Raw genomic sequence first — 17,706 nt, 5'->3', positions numbered from 1 at the left:
AACCTGACATTGCCTGATGCAATGGAGTCTGTTGTCCGGTTCATCCCTGAAACCGGACATGGGCTCAGATCAGATCACCTTGGAGAAGTTTTTCTGCTGCACACCGGCCGACAGATAGCGATCGAAGGCCATGCAGATATTGCGGATCAGCAGGCGCCCCCTGGGCAGTACCCTGACACCACTCTCATCCATCGTGATCAACCCGTCGGATACCATGCCCGGCAGGCGTGCCAGCTCGCTGGCGAAGTAGTCGGCGAAGCGGATGCCCCACACCTGCTCCACCGCGGAGAAATCCAGTACAAAGTTACAGATCAGGCGGGTAATGACATCGCGCCGGATCAGATCATCCGTGGTCAGCTCAATGCCCCGGAACACCGCCAGCTTGCCGGCATCAATGGCACCATAATACTCGTCCAGGCCACGCTCGTTCTGGCTGTAGGTATTGCCGACCATGCCGATCGAGGTGACTCCCATGGCCACCAGATCACAATCGGAGTGGGTGGAATAGCCCTGGAAATTGCGATACAGCGTCCCTTCCCGCTGTGCCACGGCCAGCTCATCATCCGGACGGGCAAAGTGGTCCATACCGATATAGACATAGCCGGCACTGGTCAGGTGGTCGATGGTCATCTGCAGGATATCCAGCTTCACCTGGGCGGCCGGAAGGTCCTGGGCATGGATGCGTCGCTGCGGCTTGAACAACTCCGGGAGATGGGCGTAATTGAACACCGAGAGACGGTCCGGCCCCACCTCGATCACCCGGTCCAGGGTCTTGGTGAAGCTCTCCACGGTCTGAAACGGCAGGCCGTAGATAAGATCAATACTGACCGAGCGGAACTTGTTGTCGCGGGCCGCCTCCAGCACCGCCATGGTTTCGGCCTCTGACTGGATGCGATTCACCGCCTTCTGCACCCGGTCATCCAGATCCTGGACGCCAAGACTCAGGCGATTGAAGCCCACCTCGCGCAGGGTGCGGATGGTCTCCGCTGTCGCCTCGCGCGGATCGATCTCGATTGAATACTCGCCCTTGTCATCATCCGCCAGGGTGAAGTGCTCACCGGTCACCCGCATCAGCTCCTGCATCTCCTGGTGACTGATGAAGGTGGGTGTTCCCCCGCCCCAGTGCAGCTGTTCCACTACCCGGCTCTTGTCAAACATCGCCCCCTGCATGGCAATCTCTTTGTGCACCCGGTCCAGATAAGTGGCCGCCATGCTGCGATCCTTGGTGGCGATCTTGTTACAGGCGCAATAGAAGCAGATGGTGTCGCAGAACGGAATATGAAAATAGAGCGAAAGGGGCCCGCCCTGCTCATTGGTGGCCGCTGCGGCCGCCCGGTACTCCGCCTCGCCGAAGCCCTCGTGGAACTGGGGCGCGGTGGGATAGGATGTGTACCTGGGTCCGGAATAGTCGTACTTATTGATCAAATCCAGATCAAATACCAGTGACTGATCCATGCTTAGTCCTCACTTACATCGAGTCCCCGGCGATGGGTCTCGTTGATCTGTTGCAGAAGAATGTGAAAGGGGATCTCGTCCCCATGGCGATTGGCCACCTCGATAAAAGGCAGATCCTCACGTCCGAAGGCATAGGTGCCGTTGCACATCGCGTCAAAGAGCTGGTCGATGCCGCGCTCCAACGGCTCAAGATAGGCGGGGAATGTCGCCATCTCCTCCATCTCGTAAAGCAGGCACTCCTTCAGATCACCGACTTCAAATTTGGCCTGTTTTACCCACTCCGCATACTCTTGCGCAGTGCGCGCGCGTTGTATCGCCATGTTATTGCCTATCCTTCATCAAACACATCTTGATATTCATTGAGTTGCTCGGCGGTGAGCAGAAAAACCCCGTGACCGCCGCGTTCAAAATCCAGCCAGAGGAAGGGCACATCGGGAAAACGTTCGCCCAGAGCATATTCGCTGTTGCCCACTTCGACCACCAGAATACCCTCCGGTTCGAGATAATCGGCAGCTTCCCGAAGAATGCGGCAGACGATATCCAGCCCGTCCTCTCCGGCCGCCAGCCCCAGGGCCGGCTCCTGGTGGTACTCATCCGGCAGGCCTTCCATCTCCTCCAGACTGACATAGGGAGGGTTACTGACAATGATGTCGTAATGACGCCCCCGCAAGCCATCGAACAGGTCGGAACGGATCGCCTCCACCCGGCCCTCCAGGTTGTGGCGCTCGATATTGATCGCGGCCACTTCCAGGGCCTCCGCCGAGATGTCCACCGCATCCACATCCGCCTCTTCAAAGGCATAGGCGCAACCTATGGCGATACAGCCACTGCCGGTGCAGAGATCCAGTACCCGGCCCACTGTCTCCGACTGGATCCAGGGCTCAAAATGGGCCTCTATCAGTTCGGCAATGGGTGAACGCGGCACCAGGACCTTGTCATTGATATAAAAATCCAGCCCGGCGAAGGTCGCCTCGTGGGTCAGGTAGGCAGCGGGTATGCGCCGGATGATGCGTTCCTGAAACAGGCTATACACCCGCTCCTTCTCATCCGGGGTCAAGCTCGCTTCCAGGTAGGCCGGGGGCAGATCCTGCGGCAGATAAAGCGCATGCAGCGTCAGCCTGATCGCCTCATCAAAGGGATTATCCGTCCCGTGACCGTAGTAGAGTCCGGCCTCAGTGAACCGACTGGCACCCCAGCGGATAAAATCCCTCAGGGTATTCAGATTTTCGATCGCATCAGTCATGTAGGGACCACCAGCAGAAGATCGTGAATGATAGCTTATTTGGCTGGTCTCTGGAATCGGCAGGGATTATTGCCCGACACCGGCAGGCCGGTATTATTAAGCCCATGCCTTTGATAAAGCGGATAGTATTTCAATACGATATGCGGTTTCATGATACCTTTGCGCGTAGCAGGATGAGAAGATCGCCCCGTCAGACGAAACGATCGCGTTGCCGCCAAGCATGTGCGGGTTCCGTTTCAACGATGGTTTCCCAGCTTCAATCGGTGTACATCAAAGCGCATCTATCCAAACCTCTCTAATCCGTGTCATTTTATCCCACTACGCAGGCTGCCCGAACCGGCCATCGGCCACATCAGCCCGCTGGCGTGGATAGAGCACCCTGAATCGGCAGCTATCGATCTCCATCACCTATGAGATGGAAAAGGAAATCAATGTCATTGAAGCGCTACCGAAGGTGGCTGAGTACCCGGTGTATCTTCAATCATGGGTAGCCTTTTGTGATCTCTGCTATAAGCTGTATAGACCGCAGGAATAAACACAGTCAGCCAACATGAAACTGCTCAAGATGCTTAAAACCCAGATCGCCGCGGCGCTGGTACTGATCATGTTGTTGTTCGGGACAATATTCGCCTTGAGCATGATGGCCCTGAATGAACAACAGAGCTACAACATCCTGCTGAATATCTCCTCCCGACTCGAACAAACAGCGCAAAACCTGGTTTCCCTCGGCATGAATTACGCGATGAACATCCCCCAGGACAGCAGCAGTTATGAGCGTGACGTAAAACTGTACTACAGAGCCATGCACGATCAGATCGAAATGCTCGACACTATCACCAACAGTTTTATGACGGCCGAGTTCCCCCCCGCACTTACTGAAATAGGCGACTCTTTTCGGGCCGACCTGACACCGGCCACAGAGCAGGCGGTAACCACTGTCGAGGAGCTCTGGAAAGACTTTCGCGGTGGTATCGTGAATGCGCTCGACACCGATAACGGTAACGACATGCCGCGCCTGAATGAGGCCGCAAGCTATATCGCCCGCTATAACGCACCCTTTCTCGCCTCCATCAATATCCTGCACACCCGGATTCAACAACAGACCGAACAGCGACTGACGCAGGTTTATCAACTGTATATCAGCCTGCTGTTTGCAGCGGTGATCATCACTTTTGGCGTATTCGCCTGGTTTTTTCTGGTAGTACTGAAACCTCTACGCCATGCCGTAAACGGTTTCCAGCGGGTGACCCAGGGAGATTTCGGCTATCAGGTTCCAATAGCGGGTGACAACGAACTGGCCCTGATGACACGCTCATTCAACCTCCTCTCACTGCGACTGCATACCCTGTTCCGGCTGATTGACCAGATACAGCAAGGGTCGGATCTGAATGAGACGCTTGGTTTTGTCGCCAAGGAGTTTTCCGCACTGCTGCCACTTGACTGGGTCGGGGCACTTTTTGTCGCTGGTGACAATAACACGATGGTACTGGAGGGGAGCTACCGTAACGGACAACCGGAGATTACGCAGCGAAGCCGCTACCCGTTGAGAAACACCCTGCTGCTCAAGGCGCTGGAGTCGGGCGAACCACTGCATATACCTGACATGTCATCCACCATAACCAATCCCGACTACCAGTTTCTCAACCACCTGATTTCGGAAGGGATCAAAGACGCCATTTTCCTCCCCATCACCGATGCCAGTCCGATCCCCGGTATCCTGGCATTTGGCACCTGCAAGGCGGATACCTATACGCCGGAACACCTGGAACTGCTGACCAACATCGCCGGCCTCATCACCCACAGTTTTGGCCGCACCTTTAAACTGGCGGAACATAGTCGACTCGCCGCAATCGGCAGTTTCGCCTCGGGTATCGCCCATGAAATCCGCAGCCCACTTTCCACTATCAGCATGGCATTGGACTATTTTCAGGATGCCGAACTGCCTGGTTCGGCCAACAAAAGGGCCCTGCTGGCCCAGAAAGAAACGGCACGGATGGCACGACTGCTGGAGGAGATCCTGCTCTACGCCAAGCCGCTCCAGCTAAGGCTGGAGCTAGTCGATATCAAGCAGCTGCTTGCCGAGCTGTTTGAGGCCCACAGGGATATCGCCCTGGAGAAGCAACAGCAATTTGAATTGATAGCACCCGAGAACGATCTGAAAATACTTGGCGACCCGGACCGGCTGATACAGATTTTCCTTAATCTTGCCAATAACGCCTGTGAGGCCGGAGCGCTTAATGAATCGATCCATTGGCGTCTGGAAAAGGATGAGATCACCAGTTCCCTGATAATCAGCGTGACAAATCAGGGGAGCCCAATTCAGGAAGAACATCTGTCACAGCTTTTTAACCCGTTTTTTACCACCAAAACGCACGGAACCGGACTTGGACTCAGCATTGTCAAACGGATTGTCGAGGCGCACGGGGGGGAGATAGCGATCACCTCGAGTGAACAGCAGGGGACCACAGTCAGACTGTTGATGCCGCTGGCGTCATGAGCCACTAGCAAGAAGTTGAGATTGCCTGGATTTTGGACATGGAGTATTCACCCGGTTTCGGGGTGTCTAAAGGATTAATAAAATTAGCCGATATACGGTGAACTGTACTCTTGTACAACCGTGATAAGCGGCAGGATGCGAGTTTTATCCGGAAGCAAACAAATAAATATAATAAATAAATATAAAATTAGGGGGTGTTAAAAATGAGCATGTTTAGCAATCGGAAGCTGAGCATACGCTTTCTGCTATTGACGATCTTATTGGCGGTCGTTGTGGTGATTGAAAGTGGCACGATCATCGTGGACAACATGGCAATAACGGATCAATCCACCCAACTCGCCGAAAAAAAAATCCCTATTCTCAACAAGGCCCACAAACTGAAGCTGTCAGTAGTTCAGGTGCAGCAGTGGCTCACCGACATCAGCGCCACACGTGGTCGTGACGGGCTGGATGACGGTTTTACCGAGGCGGAGAATAATGCCAAAGAGTTCAGGAAACTGATTAATGATCTCGTCGTGCTTGATACTGAACATGCCTCGCACTACCGGGCAATGCTACCGGTTTTCAATGCCTATTACGATGTCGGGAAACGGATGGCCCAGGCCTATATCGACGAGGGACCATCCGGTGGTAATCAGATGATGGCGCAATTTGATGAGGTTGCCGCTAAGATGGCCGAACAGGTGAATAGTTTTCTCACCGAGGTTGATGAGGGGACGACAGCCGCGTTGTCGAAGCAACTGGTTTTAGCCTCATCAACCGGGCGCTCTATTGTTATCGGCTCCCTAATAGTCCTGCTTGGCGTTGGTCTCGTCTATCTGCTCATGGCGCGGGCGTTGGCCTATCTGCCAAAAGTAGTGATGGAGTTGCAGCGAATGGCCGAAGGTGACCTGACCTCCTCCATCGATGTGACTCGCCGGGATGAATTCGGGGACTTGATGCAAGGTCTGCAATTCACACAACTACGGCTGTTGGAGATGATTTCACAAATCGGCGCGACCACGGCACAGCTCTCCACAGTGGCGGAAGAGGTGTCGGTGGTAACCACACAGACCAGTGCTAATATTCAGCAGCAGCAGTCCGAAACGGATCAGATCGCAACGGCCATGAACCAAATGAGCGCTACCGTGCGGGAGGTGGCGGAGAGTGTTGGCAATACAGCCAACGCTGCAAAAGGCGCTAATACCGAAGCCGGGAAAGGCCGCAAGGTCGTGGAAGAGGCGGTGCAAGGAGTCCAGCAACTGGCTGGACAGATTGAACAAGCCTCAGAGGTTATGGCCGGGGTAGAGCGGGATAGCGAAAATATCAATACCGTGCTGGATGTGATCAAAGGCATTGCGGAACAGACCAACCTGTTGGCGTTGAATGCAGCAATCGAAGCAGCCCGCGCCGGAGAACAGGGGCGCGGATTCGCCGTGGTGGCAGACGAAGTGCGAACCCTGGCGGGTCGAACCCAGGAGTCCACCGCGGAGATCCACCAGATAATCGAAAAACTCCAGTCAGGCTCGCGCGCCGCGGTCCAGGCGATGAATCAGAGTCGGGAGCAGGCCAGATCTGTTGTAGATCAGTCATCCCTGGCGAGGTCCTCATTAACGACCATCGTGGATTCAGTATCGAAAATTGATGAAATGAGCAGCCAGATCGCGACCGCGGCGGAAGAACAGAGCACCGTGACAGAAGATATGAACCGTAATATCGTCAGGATCAACGATATGGCGACGCAAAACGCCCTGGGCGCAAATCAGACTTCCCAGGCCGGTCAAGCACTGGCGCGCATGGCGGCAGAGCTGCAAGGACTGGTTGGGCAGTTCCGGGTTGAAGGAGCGGCTATTCAGCCCGCATCAGATCAAGGGATAACTTGACAAGTCCAATGTGGCCTGCAGTTGTACCCATCCGCCTTGACTGCAGGCAGGACCGGAGGGTCTGCTGCCCGGCAAACGAACTTCGAATCCGGCCGGGTGCAGGTAATCCTCGAACCACCCACCACGCCAACAACCAAAACTGCGTCGTCACGGCGCTACGCGACATGTCTGGCGCACCAACAGTAAAGGCCATCCTTGCGGATGGCCTTTACTCGCATGCACAGCGGGGAAATCTATATAGTCCGGATTACGCGGCAGCGGTATCCGCACGTGGCATAATCGGCTCCTTGTTCTGCTCTTTCCGGCAACCCTGCTCCTTCAAGCCACCACGTTCGACCAGCTCAGCCAATGTGATGCTCTGTAGGAAAGAGAAAATCTCGTTACTGAGATCATCCCAGAGATTGTGGGTCAGGCAACGCTTGCCATCCTGACAATCGCGATTTCCACCACAGCGGGTAAACTCCACCCACTCGTCGACCGCACAGATAATGTCTGCGATGGATATCTCATCTGCTTCACGCCCCAGATAATAGCCGCCACCCGGCCCGCGCACGCCTTTAACCAGTTGCTTGCTCCGCAGGGCGGCAAACAACTGCTCAAGGTAAGACAGCGATATACCCTGGGTTTCGGAAATCTCAGCCAGAGTGACCGGTCCGTCAGTGCCATTAAGGGTAAGATCCAGCATTGCGGTTACGGCGTAACGCCCTTTGGTCGATAGTCTCATAATTTCAGTTCCGTTCGGTGAATAATTACCTACGTCTTTACTTGGTTATAAAACTATCATTTCCCTATGGAAATTGTCAACATTTATTGGATTGGCTCCAATCACAAAAAGAAATAAATCCTGTAATTAGTAACTTTTACTTAAATAACAGCTAGTTGACCGAACACGCAGGGAACTTGATGTGAACTGGGAGGGGAAAGATATTAAGAAAAAACCCTCTGCGCCGCCTCAAACCGGCAAAAGACTCTCTTGCTCGAGACCAGCAATTGCATGTCGGGGCAGAAAACAGTGGCCCTGCCGGGCTGAATAAGCGAGCCACTTGGAAAGAAACAGACTGATTCTCCATTTCTGTTCGAGCGTCGGATGAATCACCCCCCTGTTCAGTGGGAGTATATGCTGCTTAAGGCTCAGCACCTCCGCCTGGCGTGAATCATGGTAGATTCTGATGGTGGCGTCGGGATCGGGCAATTGTCCCGTTTCATGGGCAAAATAGTAAGTCAGATGCAGCAAACTGGTGTATGGGGTCTGCTCCAGGACCTCCAGGTAGAGGTCCGTGGCGCCATCCAGGCGCGACAGGTATCGGCCCTGCATATGCCGCATGTCAGGCGCCAGGCGCGTTAGATAATGATAATTCTCTTCACACAGATCCATTAGCCAGCCGACTGTCGGTTTTCCCGACAGCAGCATTTTCAAGTTCCATGGATAATGGGGTCTGCGCCGCACGTCTCTCCTCCGCTACATATGGGCATCGGGCGCCCAAATCAGTAAAAATCAACATATTCGCTTTAGCTTTGACGAGCTCCGCCTGTCGTCTTGCCCGTGTCGCGTATTTACGTGAGTCTTATTCTGCCCTTATCGACGCCCGCTACTGATACTGTAGCAAACAAGCTCACCCTACCGGTACAACTGTGCAATTCCGCATTGAAAGGTATGCTCCAAAAAAGCAGAAGGCCGGCATATAGCCGGCCCGGATACCTGGAAATACAGTTTTCCGATCAGGCGTTCTCTTTCTCTATCTGCTGATGTACTTCTGCCATATCCAGTTCGCCTGCCTTCTGCAGAAGATCACGGAATCCGCTCTCCGGCAGGGCACCCGCCTGACTGAAGATGATGACCTTTTCACGGAAAATCATCAGCGTAGGAATGGAACGTATCTGAAAATGACCAGCGATCTCCTGCTCCTCTTCCGTATTCACCTTGGCAAACACAATATCGGGATGATCCTCAGAGACTTTTTCATAAGTAGGCGCAAAAGAGCGGCAAGGACCGCACCAGGGAGCCCAGAAATCGACAATGACAAAGTCGTTATTGGTTACAGTCTCTTCAAAGTTATCTTTGGTCAGTTCTACGACAGCCACGGGAAGATCCTCTTGCACGAAATTTATTAACGAAACACTATATCATTACTTACTAATAAATACTAATTTTATCCCAGCATAAAAAAAGCCGGGGATTCCCGGCTTTTCACTAACACTGGCGGATGAATCAACCCAACGCGGCAAATATGCTGTCGCGAATCTGATCCACGCTACCAACCCCGGCGATCTTATGGTGTACCGGTGCCCCACTCTGGCCACTGGCGGCCCAGCTGGAGTAGAAGTCGATCAGCGGTTCGGTCTGATCATGATAGACCTTCAGACGCGCCTTGACGGTCTCTTCCTGGTCATCATCGCGCTGGATCAGCGGCTCACCCGTAACATCGTCCTTGCCCGCTTCCTTGGGTGGGTTGAAAGTGACGTGATAGGTGCGGCCGGAGGCAAGATGTACGCGACGCCCGGACATGCGCTTGATAATCTCTTCATCGGGCACATCGATCTCGACCACAGCATCCACCGTCACGCCGACATCCCGCAGTGCTTCAGCCTGAGGAATAGTGCGCGGAAAACCGTCGAACAGGAAACCGTTCTCGCAATCGGCCTCAGTAATACGCTCCTTCACCATGCCCATGATGATATCGTCGGATACCAGACCACCTTCATCCATGATCTTCTTGGCCGCCTTGCCCAGTTCGGTTCCCGCCTTCACATGAGCACGCAACATATCACCAGTCGAGATCTGCGGAATGTTGTACCGCTCCTTGATGTAGTTAGCCTGGGTACCTTTCCCCGCTCCGGGACCTCCTAGCAGAATCACTCGCATTAAAATACTCCTCGGTTACTGGACAATAATAGTTATTGAATGGCCGGAGTCTGACACAGGCCATCCCCAATCACCATTCGAGTATGCAAATATATGAATATAAAAGGCTTATGTTGCACTTGCACATAAGAATAGCAAACCCTAACAAATGCCGAAAAGGTGTACAACAAGCAACCTGCGCGTAACCGCTCACTTCCCATACCCCTAAACCTCATAGAGTCGCATGCGTTCCCAGGCGGAGCGTGGGAACGAGGGCCAAGTCATGCACAATAAAAAACCCGCAAGGGTTAAACCGTTGCGGGTTTTTTATTCCGTAGGGACTGAATCAGGCCGACAGGCTTAGCATCAGCTTGTTGAGACGATGAACGAAGGCCGCCGGGTCATCCAGCTGTCCGCCTTCGGCCAGGGTCGCTTGATCCAGCAGTACCCGTGAGAGATCGGCAAAGCGGTCCTCGTCCGGCTCCTGGTCCATCTTCTCAACCAGGGGATGTTTCAAATTCAGTTCCAGAATCGGCTTGGTCTGGGGAGCGTCCTGACCCAGCTGTTTCAACACCCGCTGCAGGTTGGCACCCATGTCATGCTCATCGGCCACCAGGCAGGCGGGAGACTCGGTTAGACGGCTGCTGACCCGCACTTCCTTTACATCGTCTCCCAGCACGGTCTTGACCCGCTCCAGCAACCCCTTGTGCTCCTCGGTCTCCTTCTCCAGCGCCTCCTTGTCCTCCATGTCACCCAGGTCGAGCTGACCCTTGGCCACGGATTGCAGCGGCTTGCCCTTATACTCGTTCAGATGGGAGACCAGCCACTCATCCACCCGGTCGGTGAGCAGCAGCACTTCCACATCCTTGGTATTAAACACCTCCAGATGCGGACTGTGGCGGGCCGCGGCATAGCTGTCGGCCGTGATGTAATAGATCTTCTCCTGCTTTTCCTGCATCCGCTCCAGATACTGATCCAGTGAAACAGTCTCCTCCTTACCCTCCGACTTGGTGGAAGCGAAGCGCAGCAGACCGGCGATCTTCTCCTTGTTGGCAAAATCCTCGGCCGGTCCCTCCTTCATGACCCGGCCAAACTCCTTCCAGAACTTCTGGTACTTCTCGGCATCATCCTTGGCCATTTTTTCCAGCATCCCAAGCACCCGCTTGGTGCTGGCGGCACGAATGCTGTCGATCTTCTTGTCATGCTGCAGCAGTTCCCTGGAGACATTCAACGGCAGGTCATCGGAATCCACCACGCCTTTCACAAAGCGCAGATAGTGCGGCATCAGTTTTTCCGCCTCATCCATAATAAAGACCCGTCGCACATACAGCTTGACACCATGTTTCTGATCCCGCTCCCAGAGATCGAAGGGCGCACGACCGGGGATATACATCAACGAGGTGTATTCATTCTTGCCCTCGACCCGGTTATGCACCTGATCCAGCGGGTCCTCAAAGTCGTGGGCGATGTGCTTGTAGAATTCGTTATATTCTTCCTGGCTGATATCCGCCTTGTTGCGCATCCACAGGGCTGTTCCCTTGTTCACCTGTTCCCACTCGGGCTCCGGCGCCTTCTCCTCTTCGTCCGCACCAAAATGCTCCTTGAGCATCTCGATGGGAATGGAGATATGGTCGGAAAACTTGCTGATGATGCTGCGCAGACGATACCCCTCAAGAAACTCGTTTTCGTCCTCGTTCAGATGCAGGGTAATGGTGGTGCCGCGGCCCGGTTTTTCGATGGTCTCGATACTGTAGGCCCCCTCGCCAGTGGACTCCCAGCGCACCCCGTGCTCGGCACTCAGGCCGGCCCGGCGGGTCTCCAGAGTCACCTTGTCGGCAACGATAAAGGCCGAGTAGAAACCGACGCCAAACTGGCCGATCAGCTGGCTCTGGCTGGCCGAGTCATCACCCTTGCTGCCCAGCGCCTCCAGGAACTTTTTGGTGCCTGAACTGGCAATGGTGCCGATGGTCTCGGTCACCTCCTGGCGGCTCATGCCGATACCGTTGTCCTCAATGGTGACAGTACGCCGCTCCTTGTCCACCGAAACCCGAATCTTCAGGTTGGGATCCTCTTCATAGAGCGCATCATCTGTCAGGGCCTCGAATCGGAGCTTCTCGGCGGCATCGGACGCATTGGATACCAATTCCCGCAGGAAGATCTCCTTATTACTGTACAGCGAGCGAATCACCAGGTTGAGAACCTGGCTCACTTCTGCCTGAAATTCCAATGTCTCTTTATGCGCATCGACTGTCATGGTGTTGCCGCCTCCGATAGTATTTCAAGTAGATCGATTTTCTCTGTTTACCGGCACTAACCCCTTATAGATCACAGGGAAATCGGCCATCGACTGATAGTGAGGGTCAACTGGTGAATTTCAAGCCAGTCGTAGTAGATGGGTGCATATCCCCGTAACATAGTAGTTAAATTCCATACAACAGGGCCTTTCGGCCTGTTTCCGCAGGGTAGGAATACCCCCATCCTGGCCCATTTTGTTTGCAAAATATGCCAAAATCCGTACACTTCAGCCCCACCTGAAGCGAGTAGTGTTTTGATGCTGTGAAGACTCCTGAATTGACCACAGATCGACACCCTGGCGCCAACTGCTGAAGAACGGTACTGCACCCGACACAAGCCGGATCACGACCGCCATGCTCAAGCGTCTGCTCTTCGTCGTTGTTATCGCCTATGGCGCCTATGCGACCTACACTTCTCGCCCCGTAGAACATAATCCGGGGATACTGGTCAAGGATGCCCCAAATCAGCGTGAAATTGTCGCCACACCCTTTACCCACAAAGGCTATCAGGTGACGCCGCTGGCTGAATTCAGTCTGGAAGCGAGAATACTGGGTACTGAGCGCTACAGCCTGGGTAGAGAGTCCGATCTTTCGCCCGTTGATCTGGCCCTGGGCTGGGGCCCCATGTCCGACAGCGCTGTCATCTCCCAGCTTTCAATCAATCAGAGTGGCCGGTTCTATCACTGGTCCACGCCGAGATTGCCGATCCCGAAACAGGCCATCTCCAGCCACTCGGCAAACATGCATATGGTGCCGGCTGACACACAGATAGAGAAAGCGTTGAAAAACCTCCGGGAGGGCGAGATCGTCCGGTTGGCAGGCTACCTGATCCGGGCTGATGCCGCCGACGGCTGGCACTGGGTTAGCTCATTAACCCGGGATGACAGCGGTAACGGCGCCTGCGAGCTGGTTTGGGTCAAGGAGATCAGCCGGCGTACGGCAACGCTTTAGAGTTTTATGTTTGCAGAAATTTACCGAGGAAGATCATGAACAACTATGTCCAATGGCTGAGTGAACTGGGGATGGACGACGTCGAGCATGTCGGCGGCAAAAACGCCTCCCTGGGCGAAATGATCCAGAACCTGTCCAACCTGGGTGTGCAGGTGCCGGGGGGTTTTGCCACGACCGCCTATGCCTATCGGGAATACCTCGCCACCGATGGCCTGGCCGACCGCATCAATAAGGCCCTGGACAACCTGGATGTGGATAATGTGCGGGCACTGGCCGAGACCGGCGCACAAATCCGCCAGTGGATCATGGACACCCCGTTTCAACCTGCCCTGAACGCCGCCATTGACGAGGCCTATGCCGCCTTGATCGAGGAATATGGCGAAGAGGTCACCTGGGCCGTACGCTCTTCGGCCACCGCCGAGGATCTGCCAGACGCCTCCTTTGCCGGTCAGCAAGAGACCTTCCTGAACGTCTCCGGTCTGGACAATATCAAGCGTCAGATCCACGAGGTATTCGCCTCCCTGTTCAACGACCGGGCCATCGCATACCGTGAACACCAGGGTTTTGAACACTCCCTGGTGGCCCTCTCCGCCGGCATCCAGAAAATGATCCGCTCGGACATCGGCGCCTCTGGTGTGATGTTCACCCTGGACACCGAGTCCGGCTTCCGTGACGCGGTCTTCATCACCGCCAGCTACGGCCTGGGTGAGATGGTGGTACAGGGCGCGGTCAATCCGGATGAGTTCTATGTCCACAAACCCACCCTGGAAGCCGGCCGGCCGGCCGTGATCCGCCGCAATGTGGGCGGCAAGGCGATCAAGATGGTCTATAACCCCGGCGGGCCCAGTCCGGTCAAGATCATCGACGTGGATGAAGATGAGCGTCACCTGTTCTCCATCACCGACGCCGAGGCGGAAGAGCTGGCGCGTCAGGCCCTCACCATTGAAAAACACTACCAGCGCCCGATGGATATCGAGTGGGCTCGTGACGGTGTCGATGGCAGACTCTATATCGTTCAGGCCCGGCCCGAGACCGTGCAGAGCCGTAGCGGCAATGTCATGGAACGCTATGAACTGAAAGCCAAGGGCCCGGTATTGACTGAAGGCCGCTCCATCGGCTCGCGCATCGGCGCCGGCACCGCCAAGGTGGTGATGAGCCTGGATGACATGGATGACGTGCAACCGGGTGACGTACTGGTGACCGACATGACCGACCCGGACTGGGAGCCGATCATGAAGCGTGCCGCCGCCATCGTCACCAACCGGGGTGGACGTACCTGTCACGCCGCCATTATCGCCCGTGAACTGGGGGTACCGGCCGTGGTGGGCTGCAATGACGCCACCACACAGATCAAGAACGGTCAGCAGGTAACCGTCTCCTGTGCCGAAGGCGACACCGGTTTCATCTATGACGGCAAGCTCGATTTCGAATACAAGACTATCGAGCTGGACGCTATGCCGGAGATCCCCACCAAGATCATGATGAACGTGGGCAACCCGGACCGTGCCTTCGACTTTGCCGGCATTCCCAATGCCGGTATCGGCCTGGCCCGCCTGGAGTTCGTGATCAATAACATGATCGGTATCCACCCCCAGGCGCTGCTGGAGTATGACGCACTGCCGGAGGAGTTGAAGGCTGAAATCGCACCCCGTATCGCCGCCTATAAAAGCCCGACCGACTTCTACGTCAGCAAAATCATCGAGGGCGTCTCCACCCTGGCCGCGGCCTTCCCCGGCCCGGTCATCGTGCGTATGTCCGATTTCAAATCCAACGAATACGCCAATCTGATCGGCGGTCCCCGCTACGAGCCGGAAGAGGAGAATCCGATGATCGGCTTCCGCGGCGCCTCGCGCTATATCTCCAAGAGCTTCGCCCCCTGCTGGGAAATGGAGTGCAAGGCGCTGAAATATGTACGCGAGGAGATGGGCTTCAGAAATGTGGAGATCATGATCCCGTTCGTTCGCACCCTGGCCGAGGCGAAAGGTGTAGTGGAGGCCCTGGAGGCCAACGGTCTGAAGCGGGGCGAGAATGGCCTGCGCCTGATCATGATGTGCGAACTCCCCTCCAATGCCGTACTGGCCGAGGAGTTCCTGGAGTACTTCGACGGCTTCTCCATCGGTTCCAACGACATGACCCAACTCACCCTCGGCCTGGACCGGGACTCCAGCCTGATCGCCCACAGCTTTGATGAACGGGACCCGGCGGTGATGAAGATGCTGAGCATGGCCATCTCCACCTGTCGCGCCAAGGGCAAGTATGTGGGCATCTGCGGACAGGGTCCCTCGGACCATCCGGACCTGGCCAAATGGCTGTTGGAGCAGGGGATCAGCAGCGTCTCACTGAACCCGGACACCGTGATTGACACCTGGCTGTTCATGGCGGGCCAACAAGCATAGGCCAGGCCAAGCGTTATAGTTGTTAACGACCAGACCGGGCGGAATATCTCCGCCCGGTTTTTTTATTGCCGGGCAATAGATTTCCCATGTAATTCACAGGGCTTTGAATCTCCCTCACAACGTTTACAATGGAGCGAATTTTACACCGGGCGGAGACCCGTCAGTCGAATAACGGGAGCGTATTACAGTGGAAGAGAGAAACGTTGATGTCGCCATTATCGGCTCCGGCAGCGCCGGACTCTATGCCCTGGGCCAGGTCAAGGCCTCCGGTAAAAGCTTTGTCCTGATCAATGGCGGTGAACAGGGTACCACCTGCGCCCGCGTCGGCTGCATGCCCTCCAAGGCGCTGATCCAGATTGCCGAGGATTTCCACCGTTGCGGCGTCCTCGGGCGCTACGGGGTGGAAGGCCATAAAGACCTTACCCTCGACGGCGAAGAGGCAATGGGCCATGTACAGGACCTGCGCGACACCTTTGTTGACCGGGTCGTTAGCAACAGCACCGCCAATATGAGCGATGAGCTGTTCATGGAAGGCTATGCCCGCTTCCTGGAGCCGCATCTGCTGGAGGTTAACGACATCCGCATTCGCGCCGACAAGATCATTATCGCCACCGGCTCCCGCCCCATTATTCCCAAATCCTGGCAGGCCTTCGGCGACAGGATACTGACTACCGACACACTTTTTGAACTGGAAGAACTCCCGGAATCACTGGCGATCATCGGCCTGGGGGTGATCGGCCTCGAGATTGGTCAGTCGATGGCCCGGCTGGGTGTTGAGACCACCGGTTTCGACCAGCTGGAAACTATCGGCGGGCTGGATGATCCGGCGGTTGCCAAGGCCGCCATCGAGATCATTGGCCGTGATTTTCCGCTCCACCTCGGCCATGCCGCCGAGATCAGCGAAGAGGGCGACAAGCTGCGCGTAACCGCCGGGGATCATTCGGTGCTGGTGGACAAGGTGCTGGCCAGCCTGGGACGTCGTCCCAACCTGGATAACCTGCAGATTGAGAATGCCGGCATTGACCTGGGAGTGAACACCATCCCCGCCTACAACCCCCAAACCATGCAGATCGGTGACAGCCATATCTTCCTGGCCGGCGACGTCGATGCCGAGCGGCCACTGCTGCATGAAGCGGGGGATGAGGGCCGGATTGCCGGTCACAACGCGAGCAGAGACCGGATCCAGGCGTTTCAACGCAAGACCCCCCTGGCAATCAACTTCGTTGACCCGAACATCTGCCATGTTGGCAAACGCTGGTCTGAGCTGGATCACGAGCAGTCAGTGGTCGGTGAAGTGAATATGGCACCTGTCGGGCGGGCCCTGATCATGGGCAAAAACAAGGGCATCATCCGGGTCTACGCGGACAAGGCCAGCGGCAGACTGCTGGGCAGTGAAATGATCTGCACCAAAGGCGAGAATCTGGCTCATCTGCTGGCCTGGTGTATCCAGCAGGAGATGCGAGTGGGAGAACTGCTGCAGATGCCCTTCTACCATCCGGTCATTGAAGAGGCTCTGCAGGCAGCGTTGTATGATCTCTACTCCAAGGTAGATACCAAAAACAGCGGCCCCATCACCGAGTTGAGGCCGCTGGTGTAATCAGTCGTGAAACGGGACAGGGACGTCCCGCAACTGGCACAAATGCTTGCGCGTCACTCGGCAAGCCGCTTGAACTCACCGATATCCACATCATCTTTCAGTAATCTGGCAATGCCATCTTCACCCACCTGCAGAACAAATCTGATCCGGGTCTCGGTATCCTGGGGCGTTGTACAATCAAGCTGTATTTCCCTGGCGCTCTTCCCGCCCCAGAAGCAGTGGTGGCTGTCGGCTCCGGTTTTTGCATCTATCAGCTCCGCCCTACCCTCGTAGTGGACCATGAGCCTGGAGAATGGCGCATCAACCGGACCTGTGCTTTCCCAATTACCCGCGCCAGGATGGCCGGAACACCCCACCAGGCCAGCAGTCAACAGAAATATCAGTCCCGCCATTCCGATCTTTCGCATTATCAATCCCTATTCAACTATTGTTTGTCGTGCCGGCATTATAATGCAGAGCAGTTCGATTTGGTTACCCAGAGGCTCGACCGCCCCCTCTAAACACCAAACAGTCTAAAGGGCAGGCCACACCCGCCGACCCGGGCTCTCCGATAACGGCGCCCACGGGGC

The 17,706-nt window shown here is 55.5% G+C and carries 14 protein-coding genes; 5 read left to right on the top strand and 9 right to left on the bottom strand.

Going from position 1 to position 17,706, the window contains the following annotated elements:
- Positions 1-69: 69 nt before the first annotated feature.
- The 3 genes from hemN to prmB are packed head-to-tail and all read right to left on the bottom strand — an operon-like array spanning position 70 to position 2,698.
- Complete coding sequence (hemN, locus tag ACHZBF_RS04485; RefSeq protein ID WP_029135115.1) at positions 70-1,455, bottom strand: oxygen-independent coproporphyrinogen III oxidase; 1,386 nt, start codon at positions 1,453-1,455, stop codon at positions 70-72.
- Between the two features lie 2 nt (positions 1,456-1,457).
- Entirely contained in the window at positions 1,458-1,775 is a 318-nt protein-coding gene (locus ACHZBF_RS04480) for a hypothetical protein (protein WP_029135114.1), read from the bottom strand.
- A gap of 8 nt (positions 1,776-1,783) precedes the next feature.
- Entirely contained in the window at positions 1,784-2,698 is a 915-nt protein-coding gene (gene prmB / locus ACHZBF_RS04475; RefSeq protein ID WP_321527758.1) for a 50S ribosomal protein L3 N(5)-glutamine methyltransferase, read from the bottom strand.
- Between the two features lie 550 nt (positions 2,699-3,248).
- On the opposite strand from prmB, the gene ACHZBF_RS04470 reads away from it, so the two are divergent.
- Both ACHZBF_RS04470 and ACHZBF_RS04465 read left to right on the top strand, forming a co-directional pair.
- The gene (locus ACHZBF_RS04470; RefSeq protein ID WP_051302763.1) at positions 3,249-5,195 is read left to right on the top strand and encodes a sensor histidine kinase; all 1,947 of its coding nucleotides are present in this window, start codon (positions 3,249-3,251) and stop codon (positions 5,193-5,195) included.
- Between the two features lie 203 nt (positions 5,196-5,398).
- Complete coding sequence (locus ACHZBF_RS04465) at positions 5,399-7,057, top strand: methyl-accepting chemotaxis protein (protein WP_321527757.1); 1,659 nt, start codon at positions 5,399-5,401, stop codon at positions 7,055-7,057.
- Between the two features lie 247 nt (positions 7,058-7,304).
- On the opposite strand, the gene ACHZBF_RS04460 is transcribed toward ACHZBF_RS04465, so the two are convergent.
- The 5 genes from ACHZBF_RS04460 to htpG form a co-directional block, all read right to left on the bottom strand.
- On the bottom strand, positions 7,305-7,781 hold the full coding sequence (locus ACHZBF_RS04460; RefSeq protein ID WP_037376241.1) for an Rrf2 family transcriptional regulator: 477 nt from the start codon (positions 7,779-7,781) through the stop codon (positions 7,305-7,307).
- Between the two features lie 228 nt (positions 7,782-8,009).
- Positions 8,010-8,468, bottom strand: coding sequence for a DUF1249 domain-containing protein (locus tag ACHZBF_RS04455; RefSeq protein WP_029135112.1), 459 nt, complete (start codon positions 8,466-8,468; stop codon positions 8,010-8,012).
- A 308-nt stretch (positions 8,469-8,776) separates the two neighbouring features.
- Entirely contained in the window at positions 8,777-9,139 is a 363-nt protein-coding gene (trxA, locus tag ACHZBF_RS04450; RefSeq protein WP_029135111.1) for a thioredoxin, read from the bottom strand.
- 127 nt (positions 9,140-9,266) lie between these two features.
- On the bottom strand, positions 9,267-9,920 hold the full coding sequence (adk, locus tag ACHZBF_RS04445) for an adenylate kinase (protein ID WP_029135110.1): 654 nt from the start codon (positions 9,918-9,920) through the stop codon (positions 9,267-9,269).
- A gap of 325 nt (positions 9,921-10,245) precedes the next feature.
- Positions 10,246-12,153, bottom strand: coding sequence for a molecular chaperone HtpG (gene htpG / locus ACHZBF_RS04440; RefSeq protein ID WP_321527756.1), 1,908 nt, complete (start codon positions 12,151-12,153; stop codon positions 10,246-10,248).
- Positions 12,154-12,547: 394 nt separating this feature from the next.
- Between htpG and ACHZBF_RS04435 the strand changes: the two genes are divergently transcribed.
- The 3 genes from ACHZBF_RS04435 (at position 12,548) to ACHZBF_RS04425 (ending at position 17,137) form a co-directional block, all read left to right on the top strand.
- Positions 12,548-13,144, top strand: a complete 597-nt coding sequence (locus ACHZBF_RS04435) for a hypothetical protein (protein WP_037376238.1) — start codon at positions 12,548-12,550, stop codon at positions 13,142-13,144.
- A gap of 35 nt (positions 13,145-13,179) precedes the next feature.
- Entirely contained in the window at positions 13,180-15,540 is a 2,361-nt protein-coding gene (gene ppsA, locus ACHZBF_RS04430; RefSeq protein ID WP_029135107.1) for a phosphoenolpyruvate synthase, read from the top strand.
- Positions 15,541-15,727: 187 nt separating this feature from the next.
- Positions 15,728-17,137, top strand: a complete 1,410-nt coding sequence (locus tag ACHZBF_RS04425) for a dihydrolipoyl dehydrogenase (protein WP_029135106.1) — start codon at positions 15,728-15,730, stop codon at positions 17,135-17,137.
- 53 nt (positions 17,138-17,190) lie between these two features.
- Here ACHZBF_RS04425 and ACHZBF_RS04420 read toward each other — a convergent pair whose 3' ends face one another.
- A complete protein-coding gene (locus tag ACHZBF_RS04420; RefSeq protein WP_029135105.1) occupies positions 17,191-17,544 on the bottom strand; it encodes a hypothetical protein in 354 nt (117 codons plus the stop codon).
- Positions 17,545-17,706: the final 162 nt, after the last annotated feature.

This window comes from Sedimenticola selenatireducens (assembly GCF_963675335.2).
Classification (GTDB): domain Bacteria; phylum Pseudomonadota; class Gammaproteobacteria; order Chromatiales; family Chromatiaceae; genus Sedimenticola; species Sedimenticola selenatireducens.
The sequence above is the reverse complement of the archived record's forward strand: the minus strand, read 5'-3'. Positions and strand labels throughout refer to the sequence as shown.